Below are 16,964 nucleotides of genomic sequence, written 5' to 3' on the forward strand. Positions count from 1 at the left end.
AGGCAATATGAGCGATACGAAAACTCCAGGCGACAAGACAATCAGCGTTGAGCGTGGCAAGACGCTTGGCCTCAAGCGCGGCGGTGGCGATCAGGGAACTGTTCGGCAATCGTTCTCGCATGGCCGGACGAAAGCCGTCGTCGTGGAAAAGAAAAAGCGCCGTCTCGTAGTTCCGGGGCAGGAGCCCAAGCCGGAAGCGCCGGCAACGGCGACCCAGCGTCTGGAAACGCCGTCCGAAGCGCCGCGCAAGCCGCAGCAGCCGGATTCGCAGGCCGCCAAGCAGGCCCGCCAGTCCGCCTCGGGTCAGCGTCAGAAGGGCAATGGCAACGTTCTGCGAACCTTGACCAAGGAAGAAGCGGCGGCCCGTTCGGCTGCGCTTGAGATGGCCAAGGTGCGTGAGGTCGAGGAAAGCAAGCGCCGTCAGGAAGACGAAGCGCGCCGTGCTGCCGAAGCCGCCAAGCGCAAGATTGAAGATGAAGCCCGTGCCAAGGCGGAAGCGGAAGCCCGCGCGAAGTTCGAAGCGGAAAACGCCCATCTTGCTGAAGCCAAGGCCAAGGAAGCCGAGGCTGCGCCGGAACCCGCTGCCCCCGCCGAAGCCGCACAGCCAGCCGGCGCCCGTCAGGCGGCGCCTGCCGACAGTGGGCGTCCGCGCAACCTGAACGAGATGGGCCGGCGGAAAGCGCCTGCCGAGGATCGTTCTGCACCGGCTGCGCGTCAGCCGGCTGGTCCAGGTCCTGAAGAGGAAGATCGCGGCAAAAAGGATGTGCGCGCGGTCAAACGTCCGAAACAGGCTCCGGCGCCCGCGGCACGTCCGCGCGGTGGAGACGACCGCCGCCGCTCGAAATTGACGATTTCCGCCGCCACCGGTGGCGATGACGGTCAGCGCGCACGTTCGCTCGCGTCCATGCGCCGGCGTCAGGAAAAAGCCAAACGCGGCCAGCAACAGGTGGTGCGCGAGAAGATTTCCCGTGAAGTCGTGCTGCCGGAGGCAATCACCATCCAGGAGCTGGCCAACCGTATGGCCGAGCGTGCTGTGGATGTGATCAAGCTGCTGATGAAGCAGGGCCAGATGCTCAAGATGAACGACGTCATCGACGCCGACACGGCCGAGCTGATTGCTCAGGAAATGGGCCACACGGTCAAACGCGTTTCCGAGTCGGATGTTGAAGAAGGCCTGTTCACCCAGGAAGACGATGCGTCCACCAAACAGGCGCGTCCGCCTGTCGTGACCATCATGGGCCATGTCGATCACGGCAAGACGTCCCTGCTCGATGCGCTGCGCAAGTCCAAGGTTGTCACCGGCGAAGCCGGCGGCATCACCCAGCATATCGGCGCTTATCAGGTCGACCAGGACGGTCAGAAAATCACCTTCATCGATACGCCGGGTCACGCTGCGTTCTCGCAGATGCGTGCCCGCGGCGCCAAGTCGACCGATATCGTGATCCTGGTCGTTGCGGCCGATGACGGTGTCATGCCGCAGACCAAGGAAGCGATTGCGCATGCCAAGGCCTCGGGTGCTCCGATCATTGTCGCCATCAACAAGATGGACAAGCCGGAAGCCGATCCCAACCGGGTTCGCACCGAGCTGCTGAGCGACGAACTTGTCGTGGAATCCATGGGTGGTGATGTCATTGACGTGGAAGTGTCGGCGAAAACCGGTCAGGGCCTCGACAAGCTTCTGGAAATGATCCTGCTTCAGGCGGAAGTTCTCGAGCTTCAGGCCAACCCGGACCGCACGGCGGAAGGCATCGTCATCGAGGCGCAGCTGGATCGCGGCCGTGGTCCGGTGGCAACCGTTCTGGTTCAGAAAGGCACGCTCAAGCCGGGCGATATTGTGGTCGCAGGGGCCGAATGGGGCCGTGTCCGCGCCATGCTCGATGAAAACGGCAAGCAGGTGAAGGAAGCCGGCCCGGCCAAACCGGTCGCGGTTCTGGGCTTCCAGGGCACGCCGGAAGCCGGTGACATGGTCGCGGTCGTCGAAAACGAAGCCCGTGCCCGTGAGATCACCGATTACCGTCAGCGTCAGGTCCGCGAAAAGGCATCCGTGGTCGCCTCCGGCGCCCGTGGCTCGCTCGAGCAGATGATGAACAGGCTGCAGGAGACCGGCAAGAAGGAATTCCCGCTGGTTCTCAAGGCAGACGTGCAGGGGTCCGCAGAGGCGATCGTCCATGCGCTCAACGAGCTTGGCACCGACGAGGTCGGGGCACGTATCCTGCTCTCCGGCGTGGGTGGTATCACCGAAAGCGACATCACCCTGGCGGCGGCTTCCAAGGCTCCGATCATCGGCTTTAACGTGCGTGCGAACAAGCAGGCCCGCGAAGCTGCGTCCCGTGACGGAATCGAAATCCGGTACTACAACGTGATTTACGATCTCGTCGACGACATCAAGGCGGCCATGTCCGGCCTTCTGTCGCCGGAACGCCGCGAAACCTTCCTGGGCAATGCGGAGATCAAGGAAGTCTTCCACATCTCCAAGGTCGGCAAGGTCGCCGGGTGTCTGGTTACCGAAGGCGTTGTGGAACGTGGCGCGAATGTCCGCCTCATCCGTGACGACGTGGTCATCCACGAAGGCGAACTTGGAACGCTCAAGCGCTTCAAGGATGAAGTCAAATCGGTCGAGTCCGGTCAGGAATGCGGCATGAATTTCGTCAAGTATCAGGACATGCGAGCAGGCGACATCATCGAGTGTTTCCGCGTCGAGCAGATCGCCAGATCGCTTTGATCGCAAGTTAGGATCACATAGATCCAGTATCAGATATGAGGGCGCGCGAAAGCGCGCTCTTTTTACAATTGGACCGCGCCAACGGCGCGGCATAAGCGCCGGATTGCCGATGGGTGCGCAGATTGACGCTGCGCATGTCCGCAATGACGGCGGTCAGGACAACTACAATGGCAAGACATCACGGACAAGACAGCCGTGGCCCGTCCCAGCGGCAGTTGCGCGTCGGCGAAACCGTGCGCAAGGAGCTGTCGGACATTCTGACCCGCGGTGAATTCTCCGATCCGGATCTGGACGGGGTCATCGTCACCATTCCCGAGGTCCGCATGACGCCGGACCTGCGCCTGGCGACCTGCCTCGTCATGCCGCTCGGCGGGAAGAATGCCGACAAGGTGGAAAAGGCCCTCAACCGAAGCGCAAAGTTTCTGCGCGGCCAGGTGTCCCGGCGGCTGACCATGAAATACATGCCCGATCTGCGCTTCGTCCTCGACACACGCTTCGATGACGACGACCGCATCGACACGCTGCTTCATTCGCCTGACGTTGCGAAGGATCTCGGTAAGGACGAAGACGAATAGGACTGGCCGGTCTCGACCACTTTCGCTGCGTCGCCCCGGCGCAGGCAGGGGGCCGGTAAACACCGGCGAGTGGCTTGAATGCCGGGCGATCGGCGCGCGGGGGGACTTGATCCAGGTTTCTCGCGACTCGAACCGGGATGACAAGGAGAGGTCATGCTTCTCTCCAAGGGCCACAGCACTCTCAAACGGAGCCGATATGGCACGGCAACAACAAGTCAAAAGAAAAAAGAATGCCATCAACGGCTGGCTTGTGCTCGACAAGCCTTTCGGCATCACCTCGAACGAAGCTCTCGGTAAGCTGAAGCGGATCTTTTCGCCGCAGAAGGTTGGCCATGCCGGAACGCTCGACCCGCGCGCGTCCGGTCTGCTGCCTGTGGCCTTTGGAGAGGCAACCAAGACGGTGCCTTTCGTCATGGATGGCCGCAAGGTTTATCGCTTCGAGGTGACCTGGGGCGTTGAAACCGATACCGATGATACCGAGGGCAAGGAAGTGGCGAGCTCCGATTTGCGCCCTGAGCCTGACGCGATCACAGCCGTACTCGGCGAATTTGTAGGAACCATCCAGCAGGTGCCGCCGAAATTCTCGGCCATCAAGGTGGCTGGAGAGCGGGCCTATGACCTAGCGCGCGACGGCGAAGACGTTGAACTTGCCGCCCGTCCCATCGATGTTCATCGCCTGGATCTCGTTGAATGTCCCGATGCCGATCGCGCCGTGTTTGAAGCGGAATGTGGCAAGGGCACCTATGTGCGCGCGCTTGCGCGCGATCTCGGTCGCCGGCTTGGCACCCGTGGCCATGTCACCGAACTCCGCCGTCTGCTCGTCGGCCCGTTCGGCGAGAACGATCTGGTCGCACTGGACGAGATCCTGGAAGCGGCCGAAGAACTGGCGGACGGTGAGAGCGTCGAGGCGCTTGTCTCCGAATTCGTTCTGCCGGTGCGCGAGGCGATGGACGATTTGGTTGAACTTCCGGTTTCCGGCGACGATGCGGCCAAGATCCGCAAGGGCATGGCGGTGCTTCTGCGCGGCCGCGATGCCCCGCTCAACACGGACATCGCCTTCGCCAGTCACGCCAATGTTCCGGTGGCGATCGGTTCGATAGAAAAAGGCCGGTTCCAGCCGACGCGGGTGTTCAACCTGTAAGCGGTATTTGAACTGCGCAGGCGTCTGGACGCCGGCTTAATGGACGCCAATGCACCGATATTGACCCTTCAGGCGGGAATGGTAGTTTCCGGTAACAATTCGGAGCAGTCCTGATGGAGAGCCGCAAAGTTATCGAGCTTATTGCCGGAAAGCTTAGGTCGGAACAGTACTTGCAGGCGCTCTGTTTGAGTGGAAGCTACGGTGCCGGTCTGGAAGACGGTTTCAGTGACATCGATTTTCTTGCCGTTCTGGACGACCGGGCATTTGACACTTTCACGCAAACCTGGCGCAAAACCCTGTCGACCGTTGGTGAAATTGTTCTTTGGAGAGAATTCAAAAGGACAGATCTCCTTGTCAATGCTGTCACAGCGGACTGGCTCAGGATCGATCTGCTTTGCGTCAACGCTGACCGGATCAATATTGGCCGTGCCCGGAACGGTCTTGAGGTTCTCTTTGACCATGCGGGGCTTGTGGAAGCGCTGCCTGAAGTCCTGAAAGATGCCGGCCCCGATCCAATACAGATGCAATACCAGTTTGAGGAGTTCATTCGCATCCTCGGGCTGATGCCTGTCGCCATGGGGCGGCAGGAATATTTCAATGCGGTCACAGGAGTGACCCATCTTCGAAATTTGCTCGTCAATCTTCTCATCGAGGAGACACGGGCGCCTCACAGGGGCGGAGCGCTGCACCTCAACAGGTTGATCACGGACGAGCAGAAAGAGCTCCTGGGCTCTTTGCCAGCGCTTGTTCCCGGCCGGGAGATCGCAATTGAAGCACACCTTGCCTACGCGGCTGCCTATCTTCCGCGTGCACGTAAATTGGCGGACCGTTACGCAATTCCGTGGCCGGAAAGATTTGAACAAGTGACTTTGAGCAACTTGAACTTGAAGCTCGGGCTCGATGTTTCGCATCTGCGCGACTGAGAATGCCGGACGAAGTTCTCAAGCCGACTTTACCTGCGGCCCGCCGAATGCAACCGTGTGAAAGATACCACTAGCTTTTCCTGACGTTTTCCGCCATATATCGCCGCCATTGGGCATTTCAGCTCAATTCGTCCGTAAGTCTCCTTTGCTGAACGACATCTCGGCTCTGGAAACTCGCGGATCAGGCCGGGTTTCCGGCAGTTCAACGTGTCCGGTCAACGGACCACCACTCTTTGAAAGGAAAAGAGCGATGTCGATTACAACAGAGCGTAAAGCTGAGCTCATGAAGGAATTCGCCACCAAGGAAGGCGACACCGGGTCTCCTGAAGTACAGGTAGCCATCCTGACCGAGCGGATCAACAATCTGACCGAGCACTTCAAGGAACATGGCAAGGACAATCACTCCCGCCGGGGTCTCCTGAAGATGGTTGCGCAGCGCCGGTCCCTTCTGGACTATGCGCGTGGCAAGAGCGAAGAGCGTTACAAGACACTCATCGAGCGTCTCGGCATTCGCCGCTAAAATCCCAAATAAAAAAACGCGGTGGGAAAAAACGCCGCGTTTTTTTGCATCGGGCACTCCTCCCGGATCGCTTGCGCAGGCAAACCGGTCTGTTGGACGTGAACGCCCCATGCGCCGAACTGCGAGCAGAGCCATCCATGTCGTCGATCCCTTGCGGATCTGCGGACCGGGTTTTGTTCTTGAGCGTTTCCATTTTTCCGGCAAACGCTCTATAGAAACCTCGTGACACGTCATGGGGCAGGATTACCGGCTTCTTTCCAGGTTCAAATCAGAAAGCAGCCCGTTGTCTTGCCCGTGACATGTCCGCCGGTAACCGGCCCATCCGGGGCCGACCGGGAAAGTGTCTGTTCCCAGTGTGTGCTGTACCGAACAGCGGGGGAACGGGCAAATCTGTAAGGACAGATTATGTTTGATGTTCATCGTGTAGAAGTCGAGTGGGGCGGTCGTCCGCTCGTGCTCGAAACGGGCAAGGTTGCCCGCCAGGCCGATGGCGCCGTGATGGCGACCTACGGCGAAACCAAGGTTCTGGCGACAGTCGTGTCCGCCAAGCAGCCGAAGCCGGGTCAGGATTTCTTTCCGCTCACCGTGAACTACCAGGAAAAGGCATTTGCCGCCGGTAAGATCCCGGGTGGCTTCTTCAAGCGCGAAGGCCGCCCGTCTGAGCATGAAACGCTGACGTCGCGCCTGATCGACCGTCCGATCCGCCCGCTGTTCGCCAAGGGCTACAAGAACGACACCCAGATCGTCATCACCGTGCTCTCCCACGATTTGGAGAATGCGCCGGACATGCTGGCGCTGGTCGCTTCTTCTGCGGCTCTCACGCTGTCCGGCGTTCCCTTCATGGGACCGATCGGCGGCGCGCGCGTCGGCTACATCGACGGCGAATATGTGCTGAACCCGCTGGTCGACGACATGCCGGAATCGGCCCTGGACCTGATTGTCGCCGGAACCGGCGATGCGGTTCTGATGGTGGAATCCGAAGCCAAGGAACTTGACGAAGACATCATGCTCGGTGCCGTCATGTTCGGTCACAAGGGCTTCCAGCCGGTTATCGACGCGATCATCAAGCTCGCTGAAACGGCTGCAAAGGAACCGCGCGATCTGGTCATCCCGGATCACTCGGACCTGTTTGAAAAAATCAAGTCCATGGCCGCTGACGATCTGACGGCCGCCTACAAGATCACCTCCAAGACCGAGCGCAAGAATGCTGTCGACGCCGCCAAGGCAAAGGTCGTGGAAGCGCTGGTCACCAACGCCGCTGAAGGTGAAGCGGTGGAAGCCATCGTGCTCGGCGATCAGTTCAAGAAACTGGAAGCCGAAATCGTTCGTGGCGGCATCCTCGACACGGGCACCCGTATCGACGGACGTGACCTGTCCACCGTGCGTTCGATTTCCTCCGAAGTCGGCATCCTGCCGCGCGCGCACGGCTCTGCCCTGTTCACACGTGGTGAAACCCAGGCTCTCGCGGTTGCCACCCTCGGCACCGGCGAAGACGAGCAGTTCGTCGATCTTCTGGAAGGCACCGTGAAGGCGCACTTCATGCTGCATTACAACTTCCCGCCCTATTCCGTGGGCGAGACCGGCCGGATGGGCTCCCCTGGACGCCGTGAAATCGGCCACGGCAAGCTGGCCTGGCGCGCCATCAATCCGATGATGCCGCCGCACCACGACTTCCCCTACACTGTCCGCGTCGTGTCCGAAGTCACCGAATCCAACGGTTCGTCCTCGATGGCAACCGTCTGCGGTACCTCTCTGGCACTGATGGACGCAGGCGTTCCGCTGAAGGCTCCGGTCGCCGGTATCGCCATGGGTCTGATCAAGGAAGGCGAGCGCTTCGCGGTTCTGTCCGACATTCTCGGCGACGAGGATCACCTTGGCGACATGGACTTCAAGGTTGCGGGAACCGAAAACGGCATCACGTCCCTGCAGATGGACATCAAGATCGACGGTATTACCGAAGAGATCATGAAGGTTGCCTTGGGACAGGCGAAGGACGGCCGCGTTCACATTCTCAAGGAAATGTCGAACGAAATTACCGAAGCCCGTGCCGAACTCGGCGAACATGCGCCGCGCATCGAAGTGATGAAGATCCCGGTCGACAAGATCCGTGAAGTCATCGGCTCCGGTGGCAAGGTCATCCGGGAAATCGTCGAGAAGACCGGTGCGAAGGTCAATATCGAGGACGATGGCACCGTCAAGATCGCTTCGTCCGACGGCAAGGCGATCAAGGCTGCGATAAACTGGATCAACTCCATTGCCGCTGAACCGGAAGTAGGTGTGATCTACGAAGGCACGGTTGTGAAATGCGTCGATTTCGGCGCGTTCGTGAACTTCTTCGGCGCCAAGGACGGTCTGGTCCACATTTCCCAGCTTGCTCCCCAGAAGGTCGCCAAGGTCACCGATGTGATCAAGGAAGGCGACAAGGTCTGGGTCAAGCTCATGGGCTTTGACGAACGTGGCAAGGTGCGCCTGTCGATGAAGGTTGTCGATCAGGAAACCGGCAAGGAAATTCCGAAGGATGGCGGGGAATAAGCCGCTTTATCCTGGAACCTGAAATCGAAGCGGGGGCCTCCATGGCCCCCGTTTTTTGTGTCTGCAGTACGTTCGTGCCGAAGAGATTTCCCTCAACTGCGGTCGGTCTTGTTCAACCGGTTCTCGCCGCGCTCTTGTCCAGGCCGTTTATGCGGCCGAGATATTGGCGGAAGTCCTCCGCGGACATCGGTCTGGCAATGCCGAAACCCTGAATGAGGGCGCAGCCGAAGGATGAGACCAGGGTGCATTGCTCATGTGTTTCCGCCCCTTCGCAAATGACCGAAATACCAAGTGATCGGGCCATGGCGACCATCGCCTCGACGAGTGCCTGCCCCTCCGAATCCCGTTCAATGTCCTTGATGAAAGCCCGGTCGATCTTGAGCGTGTCCACGGGCAGGCGTTTCAGGTAGCTCAGGGAGGAATAGCCGGTGCCGAAATCGTCCAGGGAGATCCTGACGCCCAACGCGCTGATCGCCTCCAGGATATCGACCGGATTGACACGCAGGTCGTCGAATTTGATGCTTTCCGTGATTTCGAGCTGAAGGCGTGACGGCTCCGTTCCGGTTTCGCTGAGTATATTCTGAAGCAGACTGACGAACCCCGTTTCGCGGCATTGCCGCGGTGAAATATTGGCGCTGATGCTGTCGAGCTGCAGTCCGTTCCTGTTGCAGGACTGGAAGAAGGCGCAGGTTTCGCGCAGCACCCATTCGCCCAGAGGAACGATCAGCCCGCTTTCTTCCGCGATCTGGATGAACTCGGCCGGGTGAACGACACCCAGGTCCGGGTCCGACCATCTTGCCAGCACCTCGCAGGAGACGATCCTGCCATTTGGAAAATCCATGATCGGCTGGAAATTCAGATGCAGGTTTCCCTGTTCGATGGCCGCCCGCAAGGAGATCTCGATCTGACCGGTGCGCGCGGTCTGCTCGTTCATCCGGCTGGCGTAGAAACTGTAGCTGGAACCGCTCTCCGATTTCGCCTGGTACATGCTGGTATCCGCCTGCTGCAGCAGGGCTTCGCCCTCCAGACCATCGTTGGGCGACAGCGTGATGCCCAGGCTGCCGGACAGGACGACGCGTGTGTCGGTTTCCAGCGAGATCGGCTTTTCGACCTCGATCATGATATCGCGTACGGTTTGCTCTATCTGCCAGCGGTCTTCCGGGTCGGTCAATAGGATGGCGAACTCATCACCGCCCATGCGGGCAACTGTTTGATCCGGCCCGAGAACTTCAGTCAAGCGCGTTGCCACGGTCCTGATTACATGGTCTCCGGCGTTCGTGCCGTAGGTTTCGTTGACGGTCTTGAACCGGTCGAGATCGAGCATCATCAGGGCGGTCAGCTCGCCGAGCTGCTTGTTGCGTTGCAGGGTCTGCCGAAGACGATCCATCAGCAGGCGGCGGTTCGGGAGCCCTGTCAGGATATCAAAATTGGCATTTCTGGTTGCGAGCTGTTCCTGACGCTTGCGCTCGCTGATATCCGTGATCGTGGCGTAAAAGGCGGGCGCGCCGTTCCAGTCGGTGATGCGCACATGCTGCTCCAGCCAGATTGCTTGCCCATCCTTGCGTATTCCCTTGATTTCATGCGCTCTGGGCGTGTCGTTGTTTTCGCTCGCGGCGTAGTAGCTGCTCAGGCGGTTGTGTTCCTCCTGCGCGTAGATCGCCGGCGATGGCGCTCCAACGAGTTGCTCCGGAAAGCCGGGGTCGTAGCCGAGCATCTTCAGCAGAGCGTCATTCACATAAAGAATGCGGTTGTCGGCATGCACCAGAACTCCGTGCAGGGACCCGTCGATCATTTCCTTGAACTGGGCATCGCGGACGCGCATGGATTCAAATGCGGTCTGGAACATCCCGGCCAGTTTGTTGAACTCGGAAATAAGCCCGGTCTTTGGCGGCGTGACCTGCTGAGTTTGCCGCAGGCTCATTGCGTAATTGACAAGGCGCCCAAGCCCCGCACTCGTGATCCGGTTGACCAGCAGGGCGGCACCGATGGCCAGGACTGCCGTATAAATCAGGAAAGGCGTGAACATCCGGGCGTAGGTTTCCTTGACATTCTGCAGCGTGTCGATCGGCTGTTTGGTCACGGTTGAGAGCAGATGTCCGTCCATGTTTTTCATGAGCGGGGTGAAGACATAGAGGTTGTCGTCACGCAGATGGTAGCCCACCTCGTCGCGGGCAGGGAGGAGGCCGTCCGGCAGCGCCTCGGTCGTCAGGCCGCCGATGCCGGCAATCAGGGTATCGTCGTGATAAAAAGCAAGATCCTGAGCGCGAAGCGTTTTTGCCAGTTCACCGGGCAGGGTAAAGGAATCGGTGACCGTTGTTCCGCCGTATATTCGTGCAATCGCCTCACCGGTTTCCGGATCCAGAACCAGGATCGACAGAGCGGCGGTTACGATTTCCCGCTCCGACTCGTGATCCGTGTAGGTCACCCAGATATCGGGAGGCATGGCGGAGCGGATGGCGGCCGGCAGTTGCTGACTCAGGTCGATGAGACCAAGACTGCCGTTGACCCAGTTTTCCTCATCGGGACGGTCGATCAGCAGGAGGTCGAGAACTGCGCTGGTCATTCCCTCCGTCGCCCGTTCGATAACCTTCTGGGCTGTGGCCTTGTCATCCGTTTCAAGCGCGTTGCGTATTTCCGGACTGACGGCGACGGCGCGGATATGACCTTCCAGCTTCTCCAGATGCTGGGTAAAAACCAGCCTGGAAAGCGTGGCACTGGATCTGGCGCTGCGGGCGATTTCATGTTCCGCGATCGAAAGGCTACCCAGATAGGTGATCCAGAAAAGGGCAATCGCCGTTCCGATCAACCCGAAGATGAACAGAGCCATGACAAGCCGGTTGAACGGTATGGAAAAACCTTCTTTCAACTAGGCACTCCATGCGTTCCATCGCGGACCGTCCCTGTCGACGGGGCATGTGAAACGTGCTGTACAGCGACCTTTTGAAAACTCCAAGCTCCCGTGCAGGCCGAAATTGGTTTGAGCCAGCGAATTTTCCAAAAAGGTTTTTTTGTATGCATTGCGTGCATTTCAAAGAGAGTAACATGAAATTTTGACTGAGAATTCCAAATATATGAATAACGTGTCTGAATTGTCAGCATATCATCGTATAGTTTGTTTGCAGGGTAGGAGAGGCCGAAAATAATTGAGAAGTATGGGTATTTCAACTAATATTATACATTGATCGAGGCAGGTTTTATATAGATATATTTTACAATGCGCGCGCCTGGTAAGTGTTGCTGCACGCTTGCGATCAGGCGTTTTCCTCCCACCGCGAAACTGATATACCCCCTTGCGATATCTGAATGAGAGGAACGGGATGCGGCAGATTCGATTGGTTGTCGTTGGAGCTGGGGGCCGGATGGGCCGCGCCTTGACGCGCGCTGCGACCGAAAACGCAGGCACGGAAATCGTCGCGGCTGTCGCCAGGGAAGGCGCCGAGGTCCTTGGCCAGGATATTGGAGATCTGGCCGGCGTCGGCGCGCTGGGTGTTCCCGTGACCGACGATCCCCTGACCGCCTTTGCCAAGGCTGACGGCGTTCTGGATTTCACGGCTCCTGCTGCAAGCCTGTGGTTTGCCGAGCTGGCAGCTCAGGCGCGTATCGTCCATGTGATCGGCACCACCGGCTGGGCCGAGGGCGAGGACGAGCCGCTGCATGCGGCGGCGCGTCATGCCAGGATCGTCAAGTCCGGTAACATGAGCCTTGGGGTCAATCTTCTTGCAAATCTCGTCCGCAAGGCCGCCGCTGCTCTCGATACAGATTTTGACATCGAAGTGCTCGAAATGCATCACAAGCACAAGGTCGACGCGCCGTCCGGAACCGCCCTGCTGCTTGGTCAGTCAGCAGCGGACGGAAGAGGCATCGATCTGCAGGCGCATTCGGTGCGCTCGCGAGACGGCATCATGGATCCCCGCAAAACCGGTGATATCGGTTTTGCAACTTTGCGCGGAGGATCCGTCATCGGCGAGCATTCGGTGATATTCGCCGGTGAAGGCGAGCGCATCGAACTGACCCACCACGCGGAAGACCGTCAGCTGTTTGCACGCGGTGCCGTGAAAGCCGCTCTTTGGGGTTATGACCAGAAGCCGGGATTTTATTCCATGGCAGATGTGCTGGGCCTTGAGAATTGAACATGAGGAAATGCTGCAGCATCCTGGGTTGAAACGAATACGGGAAGACAGCGTCAACATATTAGGATAATTACCTTTCTGCTTTCAAATGGCATTATGGAAGCAGGCAGACCTAGTTTAGGGAGACTGGCATGGATCGCCTTCTTGTGCTTGTCCGTCACGGACAAAGCGAATGGAATTTGAAGAACCTTTTCACCGGCTGGAAGGATCCCGGCCTGACTGAACAGGGCATCGGGGAAGCCCATCAGGCAGGGGAGCAGCTTCGGGATCTGAAGCTGACATTTGATCTGGCTTTTACCTCCGTTCTGTCCCGCGCGCAGAAAACCCTGGATATTATCCTGGGAGAACTCGGCCAGACCGGTCTTGAAACGATCAGGGACCAGGCTCTCAACGAACGCGACTACGGTGACCTGACCGGCATGAACAAGGACGAGGCCCGCCAGCAGTTCGGCGAGGATCAGGTTCACATCTGGCGCCGGTCTTTTGATGTCCCGCCCCCTGGCGGCGAAAGCCTGAAGATGACCGCCGAACGCGTTCTGCCGTATTACAAATCTGAAATCCTGCCGAGGGTCCTATCCGGAAAGCGGACGATCGTGGCCGCGCACGGCAATTCCCTGCGCGCGCTGATCATGGAACTGGAAGATCTCAGCCCCGAAGAAATCCTGAAGCGGGAACTCGGTACCGGAACGCCGATCATCTATCGTCTCGACGAGAACGGCAAAGTCCTGAGCGTTCAGGATCTGGCGGACTGAACTGACTGAAAAGACATGCTGTCAGGGAAAAGAAAAAGGGGCGTTTTTCGCCCCTTTTTAAGTGTCATCAGACTTCGAAACCGCTCTGTGCGGCTGTCGTTTTCAGCGGCCATTCAGGGCGGGCACCCACGTGGCTGATCACGCTTGCGGCGCATATGCAGCCGAGTTCGGCGGCATCGGAAAGCTTGTATTCGCGGGCAAGGCCAAACAGGAAGCCGGCGGCAAACAGATCGCCCGCGCCTGTAAGGTCCACAACATTGTCCACCGGGCGGGCGCTGACCTTCAACGTCTCGTCCTTCGTGAGGACCATCGCGCCTTCCGCTCCCAGCGTGAGCGCGGTCAGAGCGCCGGTCTCCTGGGCGGCGGAAATGGCCGTGCCGAGATCGGACGTTTCATAGAGCGCTTTCAGCTCGTGTTCGTTGGCAAACAGAAGATCGACCACTCCGTCGGTCAACAGCGACTGGAACTCGCCGCGGTACCGGTCGACACAAAAGGAATCCGAAAGAGTGAGAGCCACCTGGCGTCCGTGCGCATGCGCGACTTCGGCTGCCTTCAGGAAGGCTTTCTTGGCCTCTTCCGGATCCCAGAGGTATCCTTCCATGTAGGTGACCGCCGAGGCCGCAACCACCGTCTCGTCGACATCGGACGGAGAGAACTCGGTACAGGCTCCGAGATAGGTATTCATCGTCCGCTCGCCATCCGGCGTGATCAGGATCATCGATCGCGCGGTCGGCTTGCCGTCGCGCAGGCGGGGCGTGTTGAAGTAAACGCCGGTGCCGTTCATGTCGTGCGAGTAGCTGTCACCCAGTTCGTCTTCGGCGACTTTGCCGAAATAGGCGGGTCTGCCGCCGAGTGACGCGATTCCGGCTGCCGTATTGCCGGCGCTGCCGCCCGATATGCGCACTGTCTGGCCCATCTTGTCGAACAGGCGGACAGCTTCTTCCGTGTCGATCAGGCGCATGGAGCCCTTGATAAGACCCTCCTGAAGCAGGAAGTCTTCCTCTACATGCGCAAATACGTCGCAAATGGCGTTGCCGATACACAAGGTGTCAAATCTGGTTTCTGTCATAAGGTCCTCTGGTGGTGCCTGCGGGGCGGCTTCAGGAATGGGGGTTGGGCCTCAGGGCGCGGTTGGCTTCCGGCTCCTTGATCTTGTCCCGGAAAGGGCTGGCACGGTAAACGCCGAGCATGTTCAGCTCCGCGCAGAAAAAGGCGAGTTCCTCAAGCGCCAGGGCGACGGAGGGATCCTCGGGGTGGCCTTCCACATCCGCGTAGAACATGGATGCGAAGAACTGGCCTTCGAGCTGATAGGATTCCAGCTTCGTCATGTTGACGCCGTTGGTGGCAAAGCCGCCAAGGGCCTTGTAGAGGGCCGCCGGCACGTTGCGGACCCGGAAGATGAACGTGGTGATGACCGGCTGGCCGTTATAGGCGGCTTCCATCTTGTCCCGCGAAAGAATGACGAAGCGGGTCGTGTTGTGGGCGGCGTCCTCGACATCGCGGCGCAAAATATCCAGTCCGTAAATTTCGGCCGCCATCTCCGGTGCGATGGCGCCAACGCTCGGATCGTCGAGTTCCGCGATCTGGCGGGCGGAGCCTGCCGTGTCGCCGCCGACGACGGCGGTCAGGCCGAATTCGCGGATGACATTACGGCATTGGCCGAGCGCGTGGATGTGGCTTTGCACCTTCTTCAGGCCGTCCAGCGCAGCGCCTTTGGGCGCCATGAGCTGGAAGCGGATCGGCATGAAATACTCGCCAATGATATGCAGGCCGGATTTCGGCAGCAGATGATGGATGTCGGCGACACGGCCTGCCACCGAATTCTCGATCGGGATCATGGCAAGGTCGGCCGTGCCGTCGGCCATGGCCGAGAAGCAATCCTCGAAGGTCGGGCAGGGAATCGCTTCGTAGTCGGGATAGACACTCCGGCATGCCATATGCGAATTGGCCCCGGTTTCTCCCTGGAATACTATTTTTTTTCTGTCGTTCATGGTTCTTTCCGTCTCCGGGCGGGGTGCCCTGACACTTTGAAGGTATTCCGCTTGTCCGCGGCATGGACCGCGCGAAAGCGGCTTGTCTTAGGAGGCCTGATACGCCTCGCGGGCGCGCTCCAGATCCTCAGGGGTGTTCACATCCATGGGTGCGCTGTCGATGATCGACACGTCGATCCGCATTCCGGCTTCCAGCGCGCGCAATTGCTCCAGCTTTTCGCGCATCTCCAGGGGAGAGGGAGACAGCTTTACAAAGCTGGCCAGCGCGGCGCGGCGGTATGCATAGATGCCGATGTGTTGGAAAATAGGACCATTTCCGCTCGGGGCGGTCGCGCGGGTGAAATAGAGCGCGCGGTGATGGCCGTGGCCGTTGGGCGTCGTGACAGCCTTGACGAAACTTGGATCGTCGCGAAATTGCGGGTCGGTCAGTTCCGTCATGATCGTGCCAATCGCCACCTCGGGCAGGGTCAGTGGAGCGAAGGCCGCGCGAATCGCTTTGGGCTCGATAAGCGGCACGTCGCCCTGGACATTCAGGATGATTTCGTAGCGGCCGTCCGGGTCCGCCAATCCGGCGGCTTCCTGAATGCGGTCCGAACCGGAGGGATGATCGGGCCGGGTCATGATTGCCCTTCCGCCGTGATCGTGAACCGCGTCGGCGATATCCTTGTCGTCGCAGGCAACGGCGACAGGGCCAATATCGGCGTTCTGTGCCTGTTCAAGTACCCTGACGATCATGGGTTTTCCGCAAATATCGGCCAGCGGCTTGCGCGGCAGACGGGACGCGGCAAGGCGAGAGGGAATGATGACGAGTGCTGTGGTCAAAAAGGGTCTCCATCGGGCCGGATGCTTCGACCGGATTGTTAAAATTACCTGCCGCGTCCGTTTGTCATATCAGATGTCCTTTTAAAGCTATGGACAGCAAGGTCAAAAAATTTGTAGGTTCCGGCAAATTTTAAAAAGCTGATAGGGTCCGCTGCCTCATGCTGCGGGCTCGGACGCGTATGAGCTTGGAGCCGGAGAGAATGGATTCCTTCACGCTGAACAAGGCCGCAGGTGCGGTTCTGATGGTTCTTATCCTGACTATGGGCGTCGGCATTGTCTCCGACATCATCTTCCATCCGACGATTCCGGGAAAACCCGGCTACGAAATCGTCGTTGCCTCGGCGGAAGATGCAACCTCGGAAGTGGAAGCGGTTCCGGAAGTGGTACCGATTTCCGAACGACTTGTGGAAGCTTCGGCTGAAGACGGTGCGAAAGTCGCAAAGAAATGCGCGGCCTGCCACGACTTCAATCAAGGCGGCGCCAACAAGGTCGGACCGGCTCTTTGGGCGGTTGTCGGCCGCAAGCCCGCCAGTCATGAAGGCTTCCGCTATTCCTCGGCGATGGTCGCCTACGCTGAAGAGCATCCGGAATGGTCCTTCGAAGAACTCGATCATTTCCTGCTTGCCCCGAAAAAGCATGTTGCCGGAACGTCGATGGGATTCGCCGGTCTGCGTAAGCCTGAAGATCGCGCGGATATGATTGCGTATCTCAATCAGCAGTCTGACTCACCTGTACCGGTGGCTTCTGAGTAATTCTCAGAAAAGAACACGTTATCTTAATGAATATAGAAAAAAGCCGGATGAAAAATCCGGCTTTTTTATTTGAATTATATGAAAATTTAACACATCTTCCGTTA

General features: G+C 58.9%; 13 protein-coding genes. 9 read left to right on the top strand and 4 right to left on the bottom strand.

The window, feature by feature from the left end; all coding sequences use genetic code 11:
• Window positions 1–7 precede the first annotated feature (7 nt).
• From infB to pnp, 6 genes are all read left to right on the top strand, one after another.
• Window positions 8–2,722 carry a translation initiation factor IF-2 gene (gene infB, locus OA90_RS07400; protein WP_068409008.1) on the top strand — a complete coding sequence of 905 codons (2,715 nt, stop codon included), beginning with the start codon at window positions 8–10 and terminating at the stop codon, window positions 2,720–2,722.
• A gap of 167 nt (window positions 2,723–2,889) precedes the next feature.
• On the top strand, window positions 2,890–3,297 hold the full coding sequence (gene rbfA, locus OA90_RS07405) for a 30S ribosome-binding factor RbfA (protein WP_068409009.1): 408 nt from the start codon (window positions 2,890–2,892) through the stop codon (window positions 3,295–3,297).
• 196 nt (window positions 3,298–3,493) lie between these two features.
• Window positions 3,494–4,438, top strand: coding sequence for a tRNA pseudouridine(55) synthase TruB (gene truB / locus OA90_RS07410; protein ID WP_068409010.1), 945 nt, complete (start codon window positions 3,494–3,496; stop codon window positions 4,436–4,438).
• Window positions 4,439–4,551: 113 nt separating this feature from the next.
• Window positions 4,552–5,361 (top strand): hypothetical protein, encoded by an 810-nt coding sequence (locus OA90_RS07415; RefSeq protein WP_068409011.1) that lies wholly within the window; start codon window positions 4,552–4,554, stop codon window positions 5,359–5,361.
• A gap of 250 nt (window positions 5,362–5,611) precedes the next feature.
• Entirely contained in the window at window positions 5,612–5,881 is a 270-nt protein-coding gene (gene rpsO, locus OA90_RS07420; RefSeq protein ID WP_068409012.1) for a 30S ribosomal protein S15, read from the top strand.
• Between the two features lie 405 nt (window positions 5,882–6,286).
• Window positions 6,287–8,413, top strand: coding sequence for a polyribonucleotide nucleotidyltransferase (gene pnp / locus OA90_RS07425; RefSeq protein WP_068409013.1), 2,127 nt, complete (start codon window positions 6,287–6,289; stop codon window positions 8,411–8,413).
• Between the two features lie 112 nt (window positions 8,414–8,525).
• Here the strand turns inward: pnp and OA90_RS07430 are convergent, their stop codons facing one another.
• Window positions 8,526–11,279 (bottom strand): EAL domain-containing protein, encoded by a 2,754-nt coding sequence (locus OA90_RS07430; RefSeq protein WP_068409014.1) that lies wholly within the window; start codon window positions 11,277–11,279, stop codon window positions 8,526–8,528.
• A gap of 451 nt (window positions 11,280–11,730) precedes the next feature.
• On the opposite strand from OA90_RS07430, the gene dapB reads away from it, so the two are divergent.
• Both dapB and OA90_RS07440 read left to right on the top strand, forming a co-directional pair.
• Window positions 11,731–12,543 (top strand): 4-hydroxy-tetrahydrodipicolinate reductase, encoded by an 813-nt coding sequence (gene dapB / locus OA90_RS07435; protein WP_068409015.1) that lies wholly within the window; start codon window positions 11,731–11,733, stop codon window positions 12,541–12,543.
• A 131-nt stretch (window positions 12,544–12,674) separates the two neighbouring features.
• On the top strand, window positions 12,675–13,295 hold the full coding sequence (locus tag OA90_RS07440; RefSeq protein ID WP_068409016.1) for a 2,3-bisphosphoglycerate-dependent phosphoglycerate mutase: 621 nt from the start codon (window positions 12,675–12,677) through the stop codon (window positions 13,293–13,295).
• 67 nt (window positions 13,296–13,362) lie between these two features.
• Here the strand turns inward: OA90_RS07440 and OA90_RS07445 are convergent, their stop codons facing one another.
• From OA90_RS07445 to OA90_RS07455, 3 genes are all read right to left on the bottom strand, one after another.
• Window positions 13,363–14,364, bottom strand: a complete 1,002-nt coding sequence (locus OA90_RS07445) for an adenosine kinase (RefSeq protein ID WP_068409017.1) — start codon at window positions 14,362–14,364, stop codon at window positions 13,363–13,365.
• A gap of 31 nt (window positions 14,365–14,395) precedes the next feature.
• Window positions 14,396–15,286: a prephenate dehydratase gene (locus OA90_RS07450; protein ID WP_068409018.1), complete on the bottom strand. Its 891-nt coding sequence runs from the start codon at window positions 15,284–15,286 to the stop codon at window positions 14,396–14,398.
• A gap of 87 nt (window positions 15,287–15,373) precedes the next feature.
• Window positions 15,374–16,108 (bottom strand): 3-deoxy-manno-octulosonate cytidylyltransferase, encoded by a 735-nt coding sequence (locus OA90_RS07455; protein WP_068409019.1) that lies wholly within the window; start codon window positions 16,106–16,108, stop codon window positions 15,374–15,376.
• A 200-nt stretch (window positions 16,109–16,308) separates the two neighbouring features.
• Here OA90_RS07455 and OA90_RS07460 point away from each other — a divergent pair, with 200 nt between their 5' ends.
• Window positions 16,309–16,860, top strand: coding sequence for a cytochrome c family protein (locus OA90_RS07460; protein WP_068409020.1), 552 nt, complete (start codon window positions 16,309–16,311; stop codon window positions 16,858–16,860).
• Window positions 16,861–16,964: the final 104 nt, after the last annotated feature.

The sequence above is a fragment of the Labrenzia sp. OB1 genome, assembly GCF_001624695.1.
GTDB lineage: Bacteria > Pseudomonadota > Alphaproteobacteria > Rhizobiales > Stappiaceae > Roseibium.

Coding starts and splice junctions, on each gene's coding strand:
- infB (WP_068409008.1), top strand. CDS start 8: ATGAGCGATACGAAAACTCCAGGCGACAAGACAATCAGCGTTGAGCGT.
- rbfA (WP_068409009.1), top strand. CDS start 2,890: ATGGCAAGACATCACGGACAAGACAGCCGTGGCCCGTCCCAGCGGCAG.
- truB (WP_068409010.1), top strand. CDS start 3,494: ATGGCACGGCAACAACAAGTCAAAAGAAAAAAGAATGCCATCAACGGC.
- OA90_RS07415 (WP_068409011.1), top strand. CDS start 4,552: ATGGAGAGCCGCAAAGTTATCGAGCTTATTGCCGGAAAGCTTAGGTCG.
- rpsO (WP_068409012.1), top strand. CDS start 5,612: ATGTCGATTACAACAGAGCGTAAAGCTGAGCTCATGAAGGAATTCGCC.
- pnp (WP_068409013.1), top strand. CDS start 6,287: ATGTTTGATGTTCATCGTGTAGAAGTCGAGTGGGGCGGTCGTCCGCTC.
- dapB (WP_068409015.1), top strand. CDS start 11,731: ATGCGGCAGATTCGATTGGTTGTCGTTGGAGCTGGGGGCCGGATGGGC.
- OA90_RS07440 (WP_068409016.1), top strand. CDS start 12,675: ATGGATCGCCTTCTTGTGCTTGTCCGTCACGGACAAAGCGAATGGAAT.
- OA90_RS07445 (WP_068409017.1), bottom strand. CDS start 14,364: ATGACAGAAACCAGATTTGACACCTTGTGTATCGGCAACGCCATTTGC.
- OA90_RS07450 (WP_068409018.1), bottom strand. CDS start 15,286: ATGAACGACAGAAAAAAAATAGTATTCCAGGGAGAAACCGGGGCCAAT.
- OA90_RS07460 (WP_068409020.1), top strand. CDS start 16,309: ATGGATTCCTTCACGCTGAACAAGGCCGCAGGTGCGGTTCTGATGGTT.